Here is an 18185-nt window from a genome sequence, read left to right as displayed (position 1 = left end):
GTGCAAGGAAGAAGCCCCCCTTCTCTGTCTCACAGGACTGAATTAAAAGGTTGTTTTTATGAAGCAATCTGCTTAGATTGTTTTACTTGTTTTGTTTCTGGTAGTAATAGATTTAACAGTACACCTATAATTGCTGCTAGTGCCATTCCTTCTACTTGGAATGATTCACCTACGTGTAGTACCGCCCCACCAATACCGATTACTAGTATAACTGATGCAATCATTAAGTTTCGTTTGTCGCTTAAGTCTGTTTTATCATCTACCATCATGCGCAAACCGCTTGATGCGATTACACCGAATAGTAAGATTGATACACCACCCATAACCGGTGTTGGAATCGAATGAATCAGTGCTGAAATCTTCCCGATAAATCCAAACATGATTGCGAACACTGCTGAACCGATGAATAAGTATACACTGTATGCTCTCGTAATTGCTAGCACACCTATGTTTTCACCGTACGTTGTATTTGGTGGTCCACCTATTAGTGATGCGATCAATGTTGCTATCCCATCACCGAATATTGAACGGTGTAAGCCTGGTTTTTCAATCAAATCTCTTTTAATAACATTTCCTAGTACAATTTGATGTCCGATATGTTCTGAAATTGTTACTAGTGCAACTGGTACCATTAAAAGTACAATCTTCCACGAGAACTCCGGAGTGTATGTTACAAACGGTACTGTGAAATCTGGTACAACAAACCATTTTGCCTCAGCTACCGGCTTTAAGTCTACTAGCCCTTGGAAGTAAGCGAAGATATATCCGCCGATGATGCCAAGCAGTACTGGTATGATGCTGAAAAATCCTCTTCCGAATATAGAGCAGATAATTGTAATTGCTAATGTTACTAATGCTACTGAAAAGTGTGTAAAGCTATACTTGCCATCTGCACCGTTCATCGCCATATTAACTGCTGTATGTGCTAAAGCTAGACCGATTACCATTACTACCGGACCAACTACGATCGGCGGAAGTAATTTCATAATCCACTCTGATCCAGATTTCTTAATTCCGATTGAGATTAAGATGTATACAAGTCCCGCTAGCATTCCACCAAGCATTGCTGCTCCAGGTCCACCTGCTGTTTTTGCTGTAATAATTGGTGCAATAAAGGCGAATGATGATCCTAAATATGCTGGTACTTGACCTTTCGTTATAAGAAGAAACGCTAGCGTTCCTAATCCACTTGATATTAAAGCTACTGATGGATTCAGTCCTGTTAAAAACGGAACAAGCACTGTTGATCCAAACATCGCGAACAAATGTTGTATACTTAATAATAACCATTTTCCCGGTTTCGGTACTTCATGAATGTCTAACACTGGCTTTTGTTCCATTGTTACATCCTCCTTCAGTTATAATCTTTGCAATAAAAAAACTCTTTGTGCCTGTGCACAAAGAGTCCTATACCTTCGTATGCCAAATTTGACATATGAAAGCCAAGACCCTTTGGCAGCCTCACAGGACTACATTTAAAAGGGCTTTACTTATCGTATATGCTTACTCGATCTTGTTGATCTGTCTCTTGCAAATCAACTTCGATACGCTCTTCACTAGATGTTGGAATGTTCTTTCCTACATAATCAGCGCGAATTGGTAATTCACGATGACCTCTATCAACAAGAACAGCCAATTGGATTTGTGATGGTCTACCTAAATCCATAAGAGCATCCATTGCTGCTCGAACTGTTCTTCCTGTATATAACACATCATCCACAAGGATAACTTTTTTCTTCGTAATATCTACAGGGATATCAGAACCTTTTACAAGTGGTTCTTCATTTTTCGATTGTAGTGTTAGATCATCACGGTATAACGTAATATCTAACTCTCCAACTTCCATTTCTTTTCCTTCAATTTGACCAATTCGTTCTGCCAAACGTTGTGCAATAAAAATTCCACGAGTTTTAATTCCGACAAGAACACAATTATCGACACCTTTATTTCGTTCCACGATTTCATGACTAATTCGTGTTAAAGCGCGGCGAATCATTTGGTCATCTAAAACGACAGCTTTCTCTTGCATGCTCTACACCTCCAAGCTTTTTTTCTTGCGTGAGAGTAATGGTATAAAAAAAGTCCTCTCAACGTGTGCGAGAGGACTTTTGAAAAAAGGGTACAACATACCCTAAGTGTTTCAAACCGTTACCTTCTCAACCTCACGGGGCTGTGTTAAAGGATCATTATTTAACTGTTGTCAGTATCTCAGTTTTCTTACGATTTGTCAATACTATTTCCGTAAAATATTTAGTACTTCTTCAAACACTTCTGGAATCGGTGCTTCAAACTCAATATATTCACCAGTACGAGGGTGATCGAAGCCTAAAATTCCTGCATGAAGTGCTTGCCCATTCAGATTTAATGTTTTCTTCGGACCATACTTTGGATCCCCTGCAAGTGGATAACCAATATATTTCATATGAACACGAATTTGGTGCGTACGTCCCGTTTCTAAGCGACATTCTACAAGTGTAAAGTCTTTAAAGCGTTCTAACACTTGGAAGTGCGTAACAGCATTCTTACCATTTTCATCAACTGTCATACTTTGACGCTCTTTCTTATCACGACCAATTGGCGCATCAATTGTTCCTTTATCATGTGGAATTACACCGTGTACAATCGCTTTGTAGCGTCTTGTTACTGTTTTTGCTACAAGTTGATTTACAAGTGATTCGTGCGCCATATCATTTTTAGCAACCATTAATAGTCCAGATGTATCTTTATCAATACGATGCACGATACCAGGACGCATTACACCGTTAATACCTGATAGGTCTGTACAATGATGCATAAGTCCGTTTACAAGCGTACCGCTTGTGTGTCCTGGTGCCGGATGCACAACCATACCACGTGGCTTATTTACAACGAGTACATCTGCATCTTCATAATAAATTTCTAAATTCATATCTTCCGGTTGAATATCTAACTCTTCTGGGTCAGGAATTGTTACCGTAATTTCATCATTTCCTTTTACTTTATAATTCCCTTTAACTGATTTCCCATTTACTGTCACAACGGCATCTTTAATCCATTGCTGTACTTGTGAACGTGACCATTCACTGTTTATTTCTGCAACGAATTTATCAATTCGCTCGCTTTTTTGTTCTTCTGCAACTGTTACTTGTACTACTTCACTCATTCAATTACTCCTTCGTTTTCTTTCCTTCTAATACTGTTTGAATAATAATTAATACAACACCAATACACAATGCTGAGTCAGCTATATTGAATACTGGATAGTTGTACGAGAAAATATACACGTGAATGAAATCCACTACTTCTTGTCTAAATACACGATCAATAAAATTGCCAATTGCTCCGCCTAAAATTAGACCTAATGAAATACCTAGAAGTTTGTCCGTTTTTGCATATTTTTTCATATAAAATACGATAAATGCTACGAAAACGACTGTAATAATGTAGAAGAACCACATTTTATTTTCTAAAATACCCCAGGCAGCTCCTCTATTTCGATGTGATGTTATGTATAATACATTATCGATAATCGGAATGCTCGTACCCAATTCCATGTTCTTTACAATTAGCCACTTCGATATTTGATCGATGGCAATGACAAATAACGCTATTACATAATATATCATTTTCATTTCCCCCACAAAGACAGTGTACCTCAAAATTTTAGCATAGCTGCTACCTTTTCACAATGAACCTTTATAGAAGAATAAAATAAATTAAAAAAAGGTAACATAATATCGTTGTGCGTATTCATACATTTACCTTTTCATAGAAAAATTCATGAATCGTACGAGCAGTCGGCATTATTTTCATTTGTTTTGTAGAAATCGCTCTCCCAGTTTCTTCACAAATACCGTACATATCTATTTCCATTTTAAACAATGCACGTTCTACATCTTTTAAATCTTCTTTTATATCATGTAATAGCAATTTTTTCTTTATCTCTTCCTTTATTTCATATCCAAGCTCCCCGCTAAACTCTGTATCATATTTGTGCATGACTTCTTTAGCTAGTCTCTCTTGCAACTCTTTTCTCATCAATTGCAATTCTTCTTTTATTTCCATATATATTTCATTCACGTGTACATTCCTCCCAGCTGCAATGTACGATTAGTGTGTCCGAAATTCTCACGCTTACCTCACACACATTTTTCCTTCATAGGAAAGAGAGTGAAAATTATTTCAATATATCATCAACGAAAAAAACAAAAAAAACTGACTGCACTTACTCGCAGTCAGTTTTTTATTATTTTACATAGTTTTCTTTAACAACTGTTGCACAACGCTCACACAATGTTTCATGTTCTGCATCTTTACCAATTGTTTCTGAAACAACCCAACAACGTTCACACGTCTCACCTGTCGCCTGTGCTACAACTACAGCTGTATGCTCATACTTTGGTGCTTCTGTTGGCGCTTCTTCAATTGTACCACCAAGTTTATACTCAGAGACGATGAATAATTGCTTTAAGTCTTCGCTAATAGACTCTAACATAGCCTTCATTTCTGCAGTCGGATATAGCGTAATGCTCGCATTTAATGACTTACCAATTACTTTCTCATTACGAGCTACTTCTAAAGCTTTTAATACGTCATCACGTAATGTCATAAATGCATCCCATTTTGCTCTTAATGCTTCTGAACCCTCTACTTCTGCAGCTTCTGGCATATTAGTTAACTGTACGCTTTCTTCTTCTGCACCAGGAACATATGGCCATACTTCATCAGCTGTATGAGGTAAGATTGGCGTTACAAGTTTCGTTAATGCAACAAGAACATCATATAATACAGTTTGAATTGCACGACGATCTGCGTGATTTGCACCTTCAATGTATAAAATGTCTTTTGCAAAGTCTAAGTAGAATGAACTTAGATCAATTGTACAGAAGTTGTGAATTGCATGATATACAGCAGCAAAGTCATATGTTTCATATGCATCTTTTACTTTTGTAATTAAATCATTTAACTTCACTAACATGTAACGATCTACTTCACGAAGTTCAGCTACCGCTACTGTATTTTCACTTGGATTAAAGTCATCTAAGTTTCCTAATAAGAAACGGAATGTGTTACGGATTTTACGATACACTTCTGCTACTTGTTTTAAAATATCATCTGAGATACGTACATCAGATTGATAGTCAACAGAAGATACCCATAAGCGTAAAATGTCTCCGCCTAATTGATCCATAATTTTCTTCGGTACGACGATGTTTCCAATCGACTTACTCATTTTACGTCCTTCACCATCTAGTACGAAACCATGGCTTAGTACGCCTTTATATGGAGCTTTACCAGTTACAGCAACTGCTGTTGATAATGAAGAGTTAAACCAACCACGATACTGGTCAGATCCTTCTAAATATAAATCGGCTGGACGTTGTAAGTCATCGCGCTCTTCTAATACCGCTTGGTGAGAAGAACCTGAGTCGAACCACACATCCATGATATCTGTTTCTTTACGGAATTCACCATCTGGGCTACCTGGATGTGTAAATCCTTCTGGTAATAGATCTTTCGCTTCACGCTCAAACCATACGTTAGAACCGTGTTCACGGAATAAATCTGCTACATGGTTAATTGTTTCATCTGTAATAATTGGATCACCATTCTCTGCATAGAATACAGGAATTGGCACACCCCATGCACGCTGACGAGAAATACACCAGTCACCACGGTCACGAACCATGTTATGAAGACGAGTTTCGCCCCATGCTGGTATCCATTTCGTTTCCGCAACAGCTTCTAATAACTCTTTACGGAATGCTTCAATAGATGCAAACCACTGTGCTGTCGCACGGAAAATAATTGGTTTTTTCGTTCTCCAATCATGTGGGTATGAATGCGTAATGAATGTTAGTTTCAGTAACGCGCCTACTTCTTCTAATTTTTCTGTAATTGGCTTGTTAGCTTTATCATAGAATAAGCCTTCAAATCCAGGTGCTTCATTTGTTAATACACCTTTATCATCAACTGGGCAAAGTACTTCTAATCCATACTTTTTACCAACAACGAAGTCATCTTCCCCGTGTCCTGGTGCTGTATGAACACAACCTGTACCTGCATCTGTTGTTACGTGATCTCCTAGCATAACTAATGAATCGCGATCGTAGAATGGGTGTTTTGCAACTGTATACTCAAGTTCGCTACCTTTTACCGTTTTCACAACTTCAGCATTTTCCCACTCTAACGTTTTTGCAACTGTCTCAAATAATTCAGAAGCGATAATATATTTCTCGTCATTTACTTTTACAATGCTATATTCAAGCTCTGGATGAACAGAAATACCTAAGTTTGCAGGTAATGTCCAAGGAGTTGTTGTCCAAATGATAAATTTCTCATCACCTTCTAATACGTTCTTTCCGTCTTTTACAGGGAACGCTACGTAAATAGATGCTGATTTTTTATCTTGGTATTCAATTTCAGCTTCTGCTAAAGCAGACTCACTTGTTGGAGACCAGTAAACTGGTTTCTGTCCTTTATAGATATAACCTTTTTTCGCCATATCACCAAACACTTTAATTTGTTGTGCTTCATAAGCTGGCTCTAAAGTAATATATGGATTATCCCAATCTGCACGTACACCTAGACGCTTAAACTGTTCACGTTGACGTTCTACTTGTTCATATGCATACTCTGCACATAACTTACGGAACTCAGCAACTGTCATTTCTTTACGTTTTACACCTTTATTCGTTAACGCTTGTTCGATTGGTAAACCGTGCGTATCCCAACCCGGAACATATGGTGCACTGAAACCAGTCATTGACTTATAGCGAACAATAAAGTCTTTTAACACTTTATTTAATGCATGTCCCATATGAATGTCACCATTCGCATATGGAGGTCCATCATGCAATACAAATAAAGGACGGCCTTTTGTATGTTCTTGTACTTTTTCATAAATATTCATTTCAGCCCATTTTTCTTGCATTGCAGGCTCACGTTTTGGTAAATTCCCACGCATTGGGAACTCTGTTTTTGGCATTAGTAATGTATTTTTGTACTCCATGCTCAATTCCTCCTTACATGTATAAAAGAAAGACCTAAAAAACGGAATAAAAAAGAGACTTTCTCATCCCAAAAGGGACGAGAAAGTCTCCCGCGGTACCACCCTAGTAGATCCTATACATATGTATAAAATCCTCTTTATATTCTTAACGCGAATATACGCCTACGCTTACTTCATTTGTTCAGCGCGGAACTCCAGGGTGATATTCCCATTATCTCCTTATCCTGAGCTTACACCGTCCTCAGTTCGCTATATAAGGTATGAAAAAGGTACTTATCCCTATCTTCGTTTTTCTTAATAAATATGTTGTTTAAAATTATATGTAATAATGAGAAAAACGTCAAGCTTACACTGTTTCTTCTTTTTTCAACAGCTCATCTACTTCGTCTTCTAACTCAATTAACTTATCCCAATCATCGTTGTTTAACATTTCAAGCTGTGTTTCTAATAGCATACGGAAACGAGTTCGGAATACTTTTGCTTGTTTTTTTAATTCTTCAATATCAAATGCAACTTTTCTTGATTTTACTAACGCTTCGTTAATGATACGATCCGCATTCTTTTCAGCTTCACGTACAATTAATTTCGCTTCTTTTTGCGCATTACGTTTTACTTCTTCCGCTGCTTCTTGTGCAACAACGATAGATTTGTTTAGCGTATCTTCAATATTAGAAAAATGATCTAACTTTCCTTCTAATTGCGCAACCTTTTCTTCTAAAGCTTTTTTCTCACGAATGACTAATTCATAATCTTTGATGATTTGATCAAGAAACTCATTTACTTGATCTTCATCATAGCCACGGAATCCGCGACCAAATTCTTTGTTATGAATATCTAATGGTGTTAACGGCACAACGCCACCTCCAAGTAGTTATCTAAATTTCCTCTTTTAATTATATCTTTTCTTCGACAAAATAGGAGGATTTCCTGCTAAAAAAACCAATCATTTTAGTATACCATACAAAATTCTCCATTTGTCGCGCTTCGTTCTACCTTCTACAGAAAATATTTTACTTCTTCCGTATCCTCTAACCGAGAATACATCCCCTGGAAAACATTCATACGCAGTTTGCTCTACTGTTTTCCAATTGACTTTTACTAAGCCGCCTTTTATAAGAGGCTGTACTTTCTGCCTGGATATATGTAGCATTTCAGCTAACAAAACATCTAGACGAAGTGACGAAACTGTTCCAGATTTTTCTCCCCACTTTTCACCTACACGCAAAATTTGTTCTGCTTGTACAGGCGTGAGATATACTTTCACTTTCCCTATTGATTGTAAGTTCATTTCAATATACGATGCAACTTCTTTTGCAACTGCAATTTGGGCACGATTTTCTTGAAGCAAAATATCACCACATTTTTCTCTTGTTAAACCAAGTGACATAAATGCACCTAATATTTGCCTGTGTTCTAGCGTGTAAAATTTGGAAGGATAGTCAATTTCTAATACTTCTATTTGAAATTCCTCTTCATTTAATTCTAGATAGTCTGGATAAATTAGTGCTCTTTTTCGTTCAGATTCAGGCATCGCACCATCAAAGCGTACAGCAACCTCTCCTTGTCCTATTACCATAGAGACAATTTGTTGCTGTCTTGGATCAAGAAAATCTGTTAACTTGACTTGATGGTACTCAGCCGCCTGTTTCCACTCTAATACTTTATCCACAAAGACCTCTTCATCAGGTCTAAAATGCTCGTAGATGCTCATGCAAGTAACCTCTTATTATAAGAAATAGCGGAATAAACTTACTAAACCATTTGTAGCAAGCTTTAACGCAAGAATCGCAACGATTGGAGAGATGTCAATCATACCAAGTGGCGGAATAAACCTGCGAAATGGTTCTAAATATGGTTCACAAATACGTGCAAGGAACTCTCCAAAAGTTGATTCCTTTGCACCAGGAAACCATGATAGGAGAATGTAAATAATAAGTGCCCACGAGTAAATCTCGATAGCATAAAGTAAAACTGTTAAAACTGTTGCCATGGCGTATTACCACCTCTTTATATTTGTTTCTTCTTCTTCACCGAACAACTCTGAAATTGCACCAACAATATCTACATTTTCAGGTGTACACATAAATGTTTTCGGTCCTATTTTTTGAATATCCCCGCCTATAGCGTATACAGTACCACTTAAAAAGTCAACGATACGCACCGCTTGATCTGTAGACATTCTTTGCAAATTAATTACAACAGCTCGTCTACCTTTTAAGTGATCCGCAATCCCTTGTGCTTCCGAATATGTGCGCGGTTCTAGTAAAACAACTTTTGAAGATTGCTTCGCCGTTTCAATGCTCACAACATTTTGTTTCGGTTGCACTTTTGCAAACGGAACATCCTGTTTTTCTGGGGGATCTTGTTGCTTTTTCATGTCTGTTTGCTCCTTTTCATAACTATATTGAGCTGCTTCTTTTTCTTCTGGTGTGTCAAAAAAGAAGTATTTTACTTTTGACCAACTCATAATAATATTCTCCTTCCTTTTACGCTTTCCCTACTAAAATCGTGCCCAAACGAATATATGTAGCCCCTTCTTCAATTGCAATCGTGTAATCATTGGACATTCCCATTGATAATTCTTCACATGGCGCATGTAACAACTCTAGCTCTTGCACCTCTGCTTGTAACATACGCAATTCCTTAAAGCAGCGACGAATATCTTCCTCTTCAGCTGTAAAAGGCGCCATTGTCATTAGTCCAACCACTTCAATTTTATCAAATTCTTGCAAACTTTGAATAAATAGAATTGCTTCTTCTATCGCTAATCCTTGCTTTGATTCTTCTGATGATGTTTTCACTTGAATAAAGCATTTAATTTTCTTTTCAGCGCGTTTTTGAATTTCTTTTGCAAGCGAAAGGCGATCTAATGAATGTAAATAATCAATCTCGTTAATGATTTCTTTTACTTTCCTCGTTTGCAATGAGCCAATAAAATGCCAATTCACTTTTGAACCGAAATGCTCGTATTTTTGTAAGAAACCTTCATTTCTATTTTCACCTAAATCAATAATTCCCGCTTCAATTACTTCGTTTGTTTTTTCAATCCCTACAGTTTTTGTAACTGCAACGAGCTTAATATCTTTCATCGAACGTCCAGCTCGTGCACAAGATTCTTTAATTGCTTCGTTTACAGCTGCTAAATTCCCTTGCACTGTCACTTGCTTCACTCCTCCTTAAAACCTATGAAACTCAACATTCTCCCCGTCTTACCTTGATCACGACGATGAGAGAAAAATAATTGTTCTTCACAGCTTGTACAAAGAGATGACATTACAATATGTTCTTCTTTTATACCTGCTTGTACACATAATATACGATTAACTTCTTTTAAATTAATTGCGTACTGACCATCAGAAATTACTTTATAAGGAACAGATCCGTTTACTACTTGCTGCGCTGCTGTTAATACACGATCATCAACAACATAACAACACGATCCGATTGCCGGCCCAATTGCGACATGAATTTCATCACTTGAAACACCTTCTGCATTCCACTTTTGAATCATTTCTTTCGCAATCTCTGTTACAGTCCCTTTCCACCCAGCATGCGCAAGTCCTATCATATCATGTGATGGTGCATAAAAATAGAGCGGAACACAATCAGCGTAACAAGATGTTAAGAGAACATCTTTGTTCGTCGTATAAATGCCATCCGTTTTTGGGATACCGTCTTCATATGAATAAACGCCTTTCCCTTTTTCTTGCAATCCTACTTTTTCAACATGATGGTCATGAACTTGTTCAGAGCAAATCCATTTTTCTAATGGTTTTTGTAACTTATTCGCTAAAATGCTTCTATTTTCATGAACATTCTCCACGATATCATTCACATGTAATCCTAAATTCATCGCATGAAAGGAGCCTGTACTTACTCCACCATCTTTTGTCGTAAATCCAACAGTAATGTTTCCAAGTTCTTTCCACGCTTGTAAATACAGTATACCGTCCACATATTTAAATGGTTCTCTCATAAAGGGCTCCTTTTAATTAAAATAACATAAAAAAGCATGGTACTTCCTGTCTATTTTACCATACTTTTATTTTTTCATAATGACAACTGAAAAAAAAGAGGAATTTGTAATATTCTTTAAGAAATTGTCGGTGTTTGTATTGATTCTGTTACAGAATTAATATTATCCACTCTCACAAGTATGACATCTTCCCCAATTTTCATAATTTTCTCCCAAGGGATTACAAATTCTACTTCCTTTCCAAATAGTCCAAGCATTCGTGTCTGCTTTGAAATAATTACTGCCCTAATCTTTCCTGTGTCTATATCAAAATCAATATCTCCAATATTTCCAAGCCTTTTTCCATCTGAAATATTCACAACATCCTTCATTTGAAACTCCGAAATTCGTATCATATTCATCCTCTCCCTTATATCATGAATTGTAAGTACGCTCTCAAATAAAGTGCAACCTTAATCAGTGGAGCTTTTGTTCCTCGCTACTAACTATTACCCCATGCTAATCGGACTTTTACGGACAGTTGATGCGAGATAAATAGTATTTAACTGCTACTAATAGAGCATCCATTTTATTTTCATTATATGAACCGACCTACTTTACTATGAGCGCAAAATATCATATAAAAAAGGCCTCACCATAACTGGTGAGGGCCTTATCCTTGAATCGTCTTATTCATTTGCTTAATAGCAGACTTCTCCAAACGTGATACTTGCGCCTGAGAAATCCCAATTTCTTCGGCAACTTCCATCTGTGTCTTCCCTTGGAAGAAACGTTTTCGAATAATCATTTTCTCACGATCATTTAAACGCTTCATCCCCTCTTTCAACGCTAGTTCTTCAACCCACTGCTCGTCCTTTTGTTTTTCATCACTTAACTGATCCATAACAAAAATAGGATCTCCCCCATCATTATAAATCGGTTCAAATAGTGAAACTGGGTCTTGAATAGCATCTAACGCAAAAACAATTTCTTCATGCGTCACTTCAAGAACTTTGGCAATATCCATTGCTGTCGGTTCTTTCGAGTTTTCAGCAATCAATTTCTCTCTTACTTGCAATGCTTTATACGCAATATCTCGTAACGAGCGAGATACGCGAATTGGATTGTTATCACGCAAATATCTGCGTATTTCCCCAATAATCATCGGCACAGCATACGTTGAAAATTTTACATTTTGGCCTAAATCAAAATTATCAATGGATTTCATAAGTCCAATGCAGCCAACTTGAAATAAATCATCAACATATTCTCCTCTGTTATTAAATCTTTGGATGACGCTCAGTACAAGACGTAAGTTTCCATTCACTAATTTCTCTCTTGCGCTTATCTCTCCACTTTGCATTTCACGAAATAATTTACGCATCTCTTCATTTTTTAGTACTGGAAGTTTAGCTGTATCAACACCGCAAATTTCTACTTTGTTTCTCGTCAAAGTGTTCCCTCCTATCGGGAGTTGCTGTACAGTGTAAAGTATTTCCTTTGAAGGGGATTTTATGCATGTGGTTTTCTCTTCATTTTTCATTTTAGTTACCTCTTCTACTACAACTAAACAGAGTAAGACCAGCCTACATAAAGGCTGGTCTTACTCTTTACACCATTTTATTAAATTCTTTTCGTAACCTTTTTATGATTCTTTTTTCTAAACGCGAAATATATGACTGTGAAATCCCAAGCATATCCGCCACATCTTTTTGCGTTTTTTCCTCTTCTCCAGCAAGCCCAAATCGAAGCTCCATAATTTGTTTTTCCCGATCATTTAATTGGTGCAATGCTTTCATTAGAAGGTGACGGTCTACAGTAGCCTCTAAATCTTTTGTAATAATATCATCATCTGTACCTAATACATCTGATAACAACAGTTCATTCCCATCCCAATCAATATTAAGCGGTTCATCAAAAGAAACTTCTGACCGATTTTTATTATTTCGGCGCAAATGCATTAAAATTTCATTTTCTATACAACGAGATGCATAAGTTGCTAATTTTATTTTCTTTTCTGGATTAAATGTATTGACTGCTTTAATAAGGCCGATTGTTCCTATGCTAATCAAATCTTCAATATTTATCCCTGTATTTTCAAACTTCCTTGCTATATATACAACGAGCCGTAAGTTACGTTCAATAAGCAATGACCTCGCAGCTTGATCTCCCTTTGGCAATTTATTCAAAAGAACTTCCTCTTCTTCTTTCGTTAATGGTGGTGGCAACGCTTCACTTCCACCAATGTAATAAATTTCATCGGTCTTAATTCCTAGTTTCAGCAATACTTTATACCAAAGGTATACTAAATAAAATTTTAATTTCATCATATTATCCCGCCTCTCATAATTAAGCAATTACCATCTTTTGTGAAATCAACATTTTTGGATGCACAATGCATTGATACTCTCCATTGGTAGACAGTTGTTGTGTATTTAATCCAATCAATACTTTGTTTACAACGATTGAACTACCTTCATGATCAACTTGCACACTATCAGGCTTAATTGCCCACAAAAATTGACTCTCTACTCCTACTGCTCGGAAAGGAATTAAACGTAATTTTGTCGCCCATCCAGAATCATTTTCTGGTATTTGAGGAATTTCTGTTTTGGAATAAATTTGTTCTGTTAACCAAGATGGCAAACAATGTTCTAATGATGAAACATGCATAATCATTACGGGTGTTTTTGTTAACGGGTCGTAAAGTTGATTCCCACTGTCAATTAAACCTGCTAGTTCCAATTCTTCTTCAGCTAATTGAATTTTCACTTTCACAACTTGGTCATAGTGTATTTTCGTGATTTCTACGCTTTCAATACGCTTTTTAGAAAAATAATAAATTACTGGAAAACCTAAAATAACAAACAACCAACTAATTGGATCACCGTAAGAAATCGATTGAGATTGAACCAATCCATTTACCATCTCATTCGTTTGCAAAAAGAAATGAGTTCCCATTAATCCTCCACCAACCATAAAAGTGACAAAGTAAAAAGTAAAAACAGTTTGTGTATAATTTCTAAACGTTGTAAACCCAAAGGCTGTATACACAATAAGTAACGAGTACAGTAGTTTCATAATCGGATGTGTCATCATAGAAGCAAAAGGAGTAAAGGCAAAAATAACAATGGTGGAACCTATAAATGCCCCTAACACAAGCCTCCATCTTTTGATCTTCTTTTTTAACACGGTAGCTGTTAATAAAAGTAAAAGAAAATCAATGCAGGCGTTTAACAACCAAACAACGTCGGCGTAAACAACCAAACAATTCACCTCTTTTTTTAAGTTGAGACTAGTATAATGCATATCCAATGGGAAAGTGTGTCAATTTACGGAGGTGTTTTTTTGTTATTTTGTGATTTCTAGACATAATCTGTCGGTAAAAAATAAAAGTGTATTTTTCATAGAATAATATGAATTTCTTACTTATATACATAATAATTGAATTATATGTAAGCAAATTTACATCCTCTTTCTCACAACTTCATCTACAAATAAAAAAAGACCTGCTAAGCAGATCTTTTTCATTCCAATAACAAAAAAGGAGCATGAAAGCTCCTTTTCTTTTATCGTCTACGACGGTTACGTAAGAATGCTGGAATATCGATGTCATCTGAATCTGTATGACGATCATGCACAACCGGCTCTTCACGTTTCATTTCACGCTTAACTTCACGTTGTTTTGAAGGTTGAGCTACTGGCTGTTGTTGCTGTTGCGTGTGATTCACAGTCGGACGGATAATTGGTTTTGGTGGCTGCGTCGAAGCACTATCATCAAAACCAGTTGCAATTACAGTGACAACAATATCATCTTTTAATCCTTCATTAATAACAGAACCGAAGATCATATTTACTTCTGGATCCGAAGCTGAAGCTACAATGTCTGCTGCTTCTTGTACTTCGTATAAGCTTAAGTTCGCGCCGCCCGTAATGTTCATAATAACACCTTGAGCTCCATCAATAGATGTTTCTAGTAATGGACTAGAAATAGCTTTTTTCGCAGCTTCAGCAGCACGATTTTCACCATTACCAGAACCAATACCCATTAAAGCAGAACCTCTATTAGACATAATTGTCTTTACGTCTGCAAAGTCTAAGTTAATTAAACCTGGTGTTGCAATTAAATCAGAAATACCTTGAACACCTTGGCGTAATACGTTATCAGCTTCACGGAATGCTTCTAACATCGGCGTATTTTTATCAACAATCTCTAGTAAGCGATCGTTTGGAATTACAATAAGTGTATCTACATTTTCTTTAAATGCCGCAATACCAGATGCAGCTTGCGTCGCACGCTTACGTCCTTCAAATGTAAATGGACGTGTTACAACACCAACTGTTAACGCACCTAATTCTTTTGCAACTTGAGCAACAACTGGAGCTGCACCAGTTCCAGTTCCGCCACCCATACCAGCAGTTACGAATACCATGTCTGCACCACGAAGTGCTTCTTGGATCTGTTCTTTACTTTCTTCTGCCGCTTTTTTCCCTACTTCAGGGTTTGCGCCTGCACCAAGTCCGCGCGTTAATTTTCCACCAATTTGCATTTTTGTTTCAGCTTTTGATAGATTTAATGCTTGTGCATCAGTATTCACAGCGATAAAGTCTACACCTTGTACACCGTGTTCAATCATACGGTTTACAGCATTGTTTCCGCCGCCGCCGACACCGATAACTTTTATATTCGCTAATTGATCTTGAGTAGTATCAAACTCTAACATGTCGAAATCCCCCTAGAACCTCATTTTTCGTGTCCATTTTTAATCCCATAAATAACGGAATACACGTTTTACTTTTGACATCATACGGTCATCATTTTGATTATTATTGTTTTGATTACGAGTTTTTTGTTTTGCAGGTTGCTGTTGTACCGGCATTGGTGCTGGTACTGGTTCAAAATGCTCTTGCTTTTCCTGCACGTTTTTCCCACGTAATTTAGCTTTTTGATATGAGTGTTTAATTAAACCTACTCCAATTGTATATTGTGGCTCACGCACACCAATATAATCAGGAGTTGCTATACGAACATTTTCATGTAAGATATCATATGCAAGATCAAGAACACCTGGCATAGAAGCAATTCCGCCGGTTAATACATAGCCAGAAGCAACTTGCTTTATTCCTAACTTATGCACTTCATCTTGAATAAACATTAAAATTTCCTCTACACGAGCCTCGATAATATCCGATAATTCCAATTGTGAATACTGTTCTGTCTGATCGCTTCCCATAATAGGAACCGTAAACATTTCTTCTTCAGATGCTGTATCATAAAAAGCATGTCCATATTTCAACTTAATTTGATCTGCATTTTCAGTTGAAGTTTTCAACCCAATCGCAATATCCTTCGTTATATGGTCTCCACCTAATGGCAATACGCTCGTTGTTTGTAACTCTCCATCTTTAAAAATAGATAAAGTTGTAGAGCCTCCCCCAATATCAACAAGGGCCACTCCTCTATTTTTTTCATCTGAAGATATAGCAACTGTTGCAGCCGCTAAAGGTTGAAGACAAATATCAACAATTTCAAGACCTGCTTTTTCTACACAACGAAGTAGGTTATGTAGTAAAGTTCTCGAGCCTGTAATAAGTGTACCTTCCATTTCTAATCTTACACCGATCATCCCGCGTGGATCGTTAATCTCGTCAAGACCGTCTACAATGAACTGTCGAGGTACCACATCAATAAATTCACGTTCAGGAGCAATTGACACAACTTGTGCTGCATCTAGAACGCGTAAGACATCTTCATTTCCGATTTCACGATCTTCATTTGAAACAGCGACTACGCCATGACAAGGAAGTAGCTGTACCTGGTTTGCATTGACACCCACTACAACTTGCTCAATGTGGATTCCCACCATGCGCTCAGCTTGTTCAATTGCTTTTTTAATTGATCGAACAGTCTCATCTATATCGACTATCGATCCCTTCTTTAAACCATTTGATTTTACATTTCCAACACCAATTATGTTTAAGCTGTCATTAACCATTTCACCAATGATGACTTTAACATTGGATGTACCGATGTCAAGACTAACATATATTTCATTGCTGTTCATTCTTTGGCACCTCCTTCTTTATTTATACCATACAACTCAATATATGGAACAACAATCGCAACTTTACTATTTATAAGAAAAATATTCAACGTCTTTATACGTTTCCCTTTTTTAACCCTATACTTTTCTTATTTTTATTTAACATTCATTTAAGAATATCGCAGTAAACTGTGAATAACTGCTTATCTTGAAATAATTCTATTCCAAGTGTAAAGATTACCGCCAAGTATAAGTCTACACTAAGATGTACTCATAGAAAAGTGAAACTTGTACCAATCCTAGTATGAATCTAATAATTTTTACATATTTTTCATCAAATTAAGCATTCTTACAAATTAGCATTCATATAAAAGAACATTCGTTTCGTTTTATACGTAATAACGCAGTGAAAACTATCATTCTATTCTTTCTTTTCTTCAGCACCTAGTTCCTTCGTATAAGCCCCCACTTCTAAGTCAATTAACACCTTCTTACCAGGTTCAATTGTTTTTATAATAAGTGGATAAGCTTCCATTCGCTTTGCGAAATTTTGAATAGTAGTGCTCACTTCATATCCTTCATTCATATATAAAGTAAGATGATCTTCATTTGCGTTCGTTGGTGTATAACGAATTTCAGAAATAGACCTTAAAATAGTCGGCGTTACTTTTTCTAGTTCTGCAATTAACTCCTTCATTTTTTCCTCTTTAAACGGTTCAAAAATTGGTGCTGCAACTGGAAGTTTCCCATTCGGAAGTACATCCAATGTTTTCCCATTTTCTAATAACGGTTGTAATTTTCCATCTTTGTTTATATAGCCGATGGTTAAATATTCTTCTATATGAACATCAATTTTGTTTGGGAAACGCTTCTTTACATTTACCGCTTTAATTTCTTTTCGTTTCGTTAAGTTTTCTTCTGCTTTATGTGCTGTTACTCGGAAATAACTCGTGTCATATGTCACACCTGATTCCTTCATAACTTGTTCATCTGTCATATAATGATTTCCAAACACACTTATCTTTTTTATATTACTAAGTGGAGACCGAAAATAAATTAAAAAGAGTACTAATAAAAATAAAATCGATATGTATAAAATTAACCGATGATTAACAGGTTTTTTATTCTTTTTCTTTTGATGCTTTAACTTTGGTACACGATCTTGTAGTTTAATCACTTTACTATTTTTCATGTA

Annotated in this window: 19 protein-coding genes and 1 other annotated feature; all 19 genes read right to left on the bottom strand. The window is 36.5% G+C overall.

All coding sequences use genetic code 11. The annotated features are described in order from the left end of the window. Positions 1-56: 56 nt before the first annotated feature. Positions 57-1340 (bottom strand): uracil permease, encoded by a 1284-nt coding sequence (gene uraA / locus JDS80_RS03190; protein ID WP_071746830.1) that lies wholly within the window; start codon positions 1338-1340, stop codon positions 57-59. Positions 1341-1486: 146 nt separating this feature from the next. Further along, on the bottom strand, positions 1487-2029 hold the full coding sequence (gene pyrR, locus JDS80_RS03185) for a bifunctional pyrimidine operon transcriptional regulator/uracil phosphoribosyltransferase (protein ID WP_001156490.1): 543 nt from the start codon (positions 2027-2029) through the stop codon (positions 1487-1489). 204 nt (positions 2030-2233) lie between these two features. Then, complete coding sequence (locus JDS80_RS03180) at positions 2234-3142, bottom strand: RluA family pseudouridine synthase (protein WP_199637065.1); 909 nt, start codon at positions 3140-3142, stop codon at positions 2234-2236. 4 nt (positions 3143-3146) lie between these two features. Next, a complete protein-coding gene (gene lspA / locus JDS80_RS03175) occupies positions 3147-3605 on the bottom strand; it encodes a lipoprotein signal peptidase LspA (protein WP_000642178.1) in 459 nt (152 codons plus the stop codon). A 124-nt stretch (positions 3606-3729) separates the two neighbouring features. After that, positions 3730-4059, bottom strand: a complete 330-nt coding sequence (locus JDS80_RS03170; protein WP_199637063.1) for a molecular chaperone DnaK — start codon at positions 4057-4059, stop codon at positions 3730-3732. A gap of 166 nt (positions 4060-4225) precedes the next feature. Further along, entirely contained in the window at positions 4226-6991 is a 2766-nt protein-coding gene (gene ileS2, locus JDS80_RS03165) for an isoleucine--tRNA ligase (protein ID WP_199637061.1), read from the bottom strand. 70 nt (positions 6992-7061) lie between these two features. Beyond that, positions 7062-7286, bottom strand: a binding site (T-box leader). A gap of 51 nt (positions 7287-7337) precedes the next feature. Continuing rightward, the gene (gene divIVA, locus JDS80_RS03160) at positions 7338-7844 is read right to left on the bottom strand and encodes a septum site-determining protein DivIVA (RefSeq protein ID WP_001131611.1); all 507 of its coding nucleotides are present in this window, start codon (positions 7842-7844) and stop codon (positions 7338-7340) included. Between the two features lie 90 nt (positions 7845-7934). Beyond that, positions 7935-8702, bottom strand: a complete 768-nt coding sequence (locus tag JDS80_RS03155) for a YlmH family RNA-binding protein (protein ID WP_199637059.1) — start codon at positions 8700-8702, stop codon at positions 7935-7937. Between the two features lie 15 nt (positions 8703-8717). Further along, positions 8718-8981 (bottom strand): YggT family protein, encoded by a 264-nt coding sequence (locus JDS80_RS03150; RefSeq protein ID WP_071746835.1) that lies wholly within the window; start codon positions 8979-8981, stop codon positions 8718-8720. Positions 8982-8987: 6 nt separating this feature from the next. Further along, on the bottom strand, positions 8988-9458 hold the full coding sequence (locus tag JDS80_RS03145) for a cell division protein SepF (RefSeq protein ID WP_071746836.1): 471 nt from the start codon (positions 9456-9458) through the stop codon (positions 8988-8990). 19 nt (positions 9459-9477) lie between these two features. Beyond that, positions 9478-10152, bottom strand: coding sequence for a YggS family pyridoxal phosphate-dependent enzyme (locus JDS80_RS03140; protein WP_199637152.1), 675 nt, complete (start codon positions 10150-10152; stop codon positions 9478-9480). Between the two features lie 5 nt (positions 10153-10157). Further along, a complete protein-coding gene (gene pgeF, locus JDS80_RS03135) occupies positions 10158-10967 on the bottom strand; it encodes a peptidoglycan editing factor PgeF (protein WP_071746838.1) in 810 nt (269 codons plus the stop codon). 116 nt (positions 10968-11083) lie between these two features. Then, positions 11084-11362 (bottom strand): YlmC/YmxH family sporulation protein, encoded by a 279-nt coding sequence (locus JDS80_RS03130; RefSeq protein WP_000619396.1) that lies wholly within the window; start codon positions 11360-11362, stop codon positions 11084-11086. A 257-nt stretch (positions 11363-11619) separates the two neighbouring features. Then, positions 11620-12399, bottom strand: coding sequence for an RNA polymerase sporulation sigma factor SigG (sigG, locus tag JDS80_RS03125; protein ID WP_000197755.1), 780 nt, complete (start codon positions 12397-12399; stop codon positions 11620-11622). Positions 12400-12556: 157 nt separating this feature from the next. Beyond that, on the bottom strand, positions 12557-13276 hold the full coding sequence (gene sigE, locus JDS80_RS03120) for an RNA polymerase sporulation sigma factor SigE (protein WP_000976947.1): 720 nt from the start codon (positions 13274-13276) through the stop codon (positions 12557-12559). 19 nt (positions 13277-13295) lie between these two features. After that, positions 13296-14213 (bottom strand): sigma-E processing peptidase SpoIIGA, encoded by a 918-nt coding sequence (gene spoIIGA / locus JDS80_RS03115; RefSeq protein ID WP_199637057.1) that lies wholly within the window; start codon positions 14211-14213, stop codon positions 13296-13298. A 302-nt stretch (positions 14214-14515) separates the two neighbouring features. After that, positions 14516-15670, bottom strand: a complete 1155-nt coding sequence (gene ftsZ, locus JDS80_RS03110) for a cell division protein FtsZ (RefSeq protein ID WP_071746840.1) — start codon at positions 15668-15670, stop codon at positions 14516-14518. A 39-nt stretch (positions 15671-15709) separates the two neighbouring features. Further along, complete coding sequence (gene ftsA / locus JDS80_RS03105; protein ID WP_199637055.1) at positions 15710-17011, bottom strand: cell division protein FtsA; 1302 nt, start codon at positions 17009-17011, stop codon at positions 15710-15712. A gap of 400 nt (positions 17012-17411) precedes the next feature. Beyond that, on the bottom strand, positions 17412-18182 hold the full coding sequence (gene divIB / locus JDS80_RS03100; RefSeq protein WP_071746842.1) for a cell division protein DivIB: 771 nt from the start codon (positions 18180-18182) through the stop codon (positions 17412-17414). Between the last annotated feature and the right edge of the window lie 3 nt (positions 18183-18185).

Origin of the sequence: Bacillus cereus group sp. N8, assembly GCF_016483685.1 — a bacterium.
GTDB classification, from domain to species: Bacteria; Bacillota; Bacilli; order Bacillales; family Bacillaceae_G; genus Bacillus_A; species Bacillus_A proteolyticus.
The sequence above is the reverse complement of the archived record's forward strand: the minus strand, read 5'-3'. Positions and strand labels throughout refer to the sequence as shown.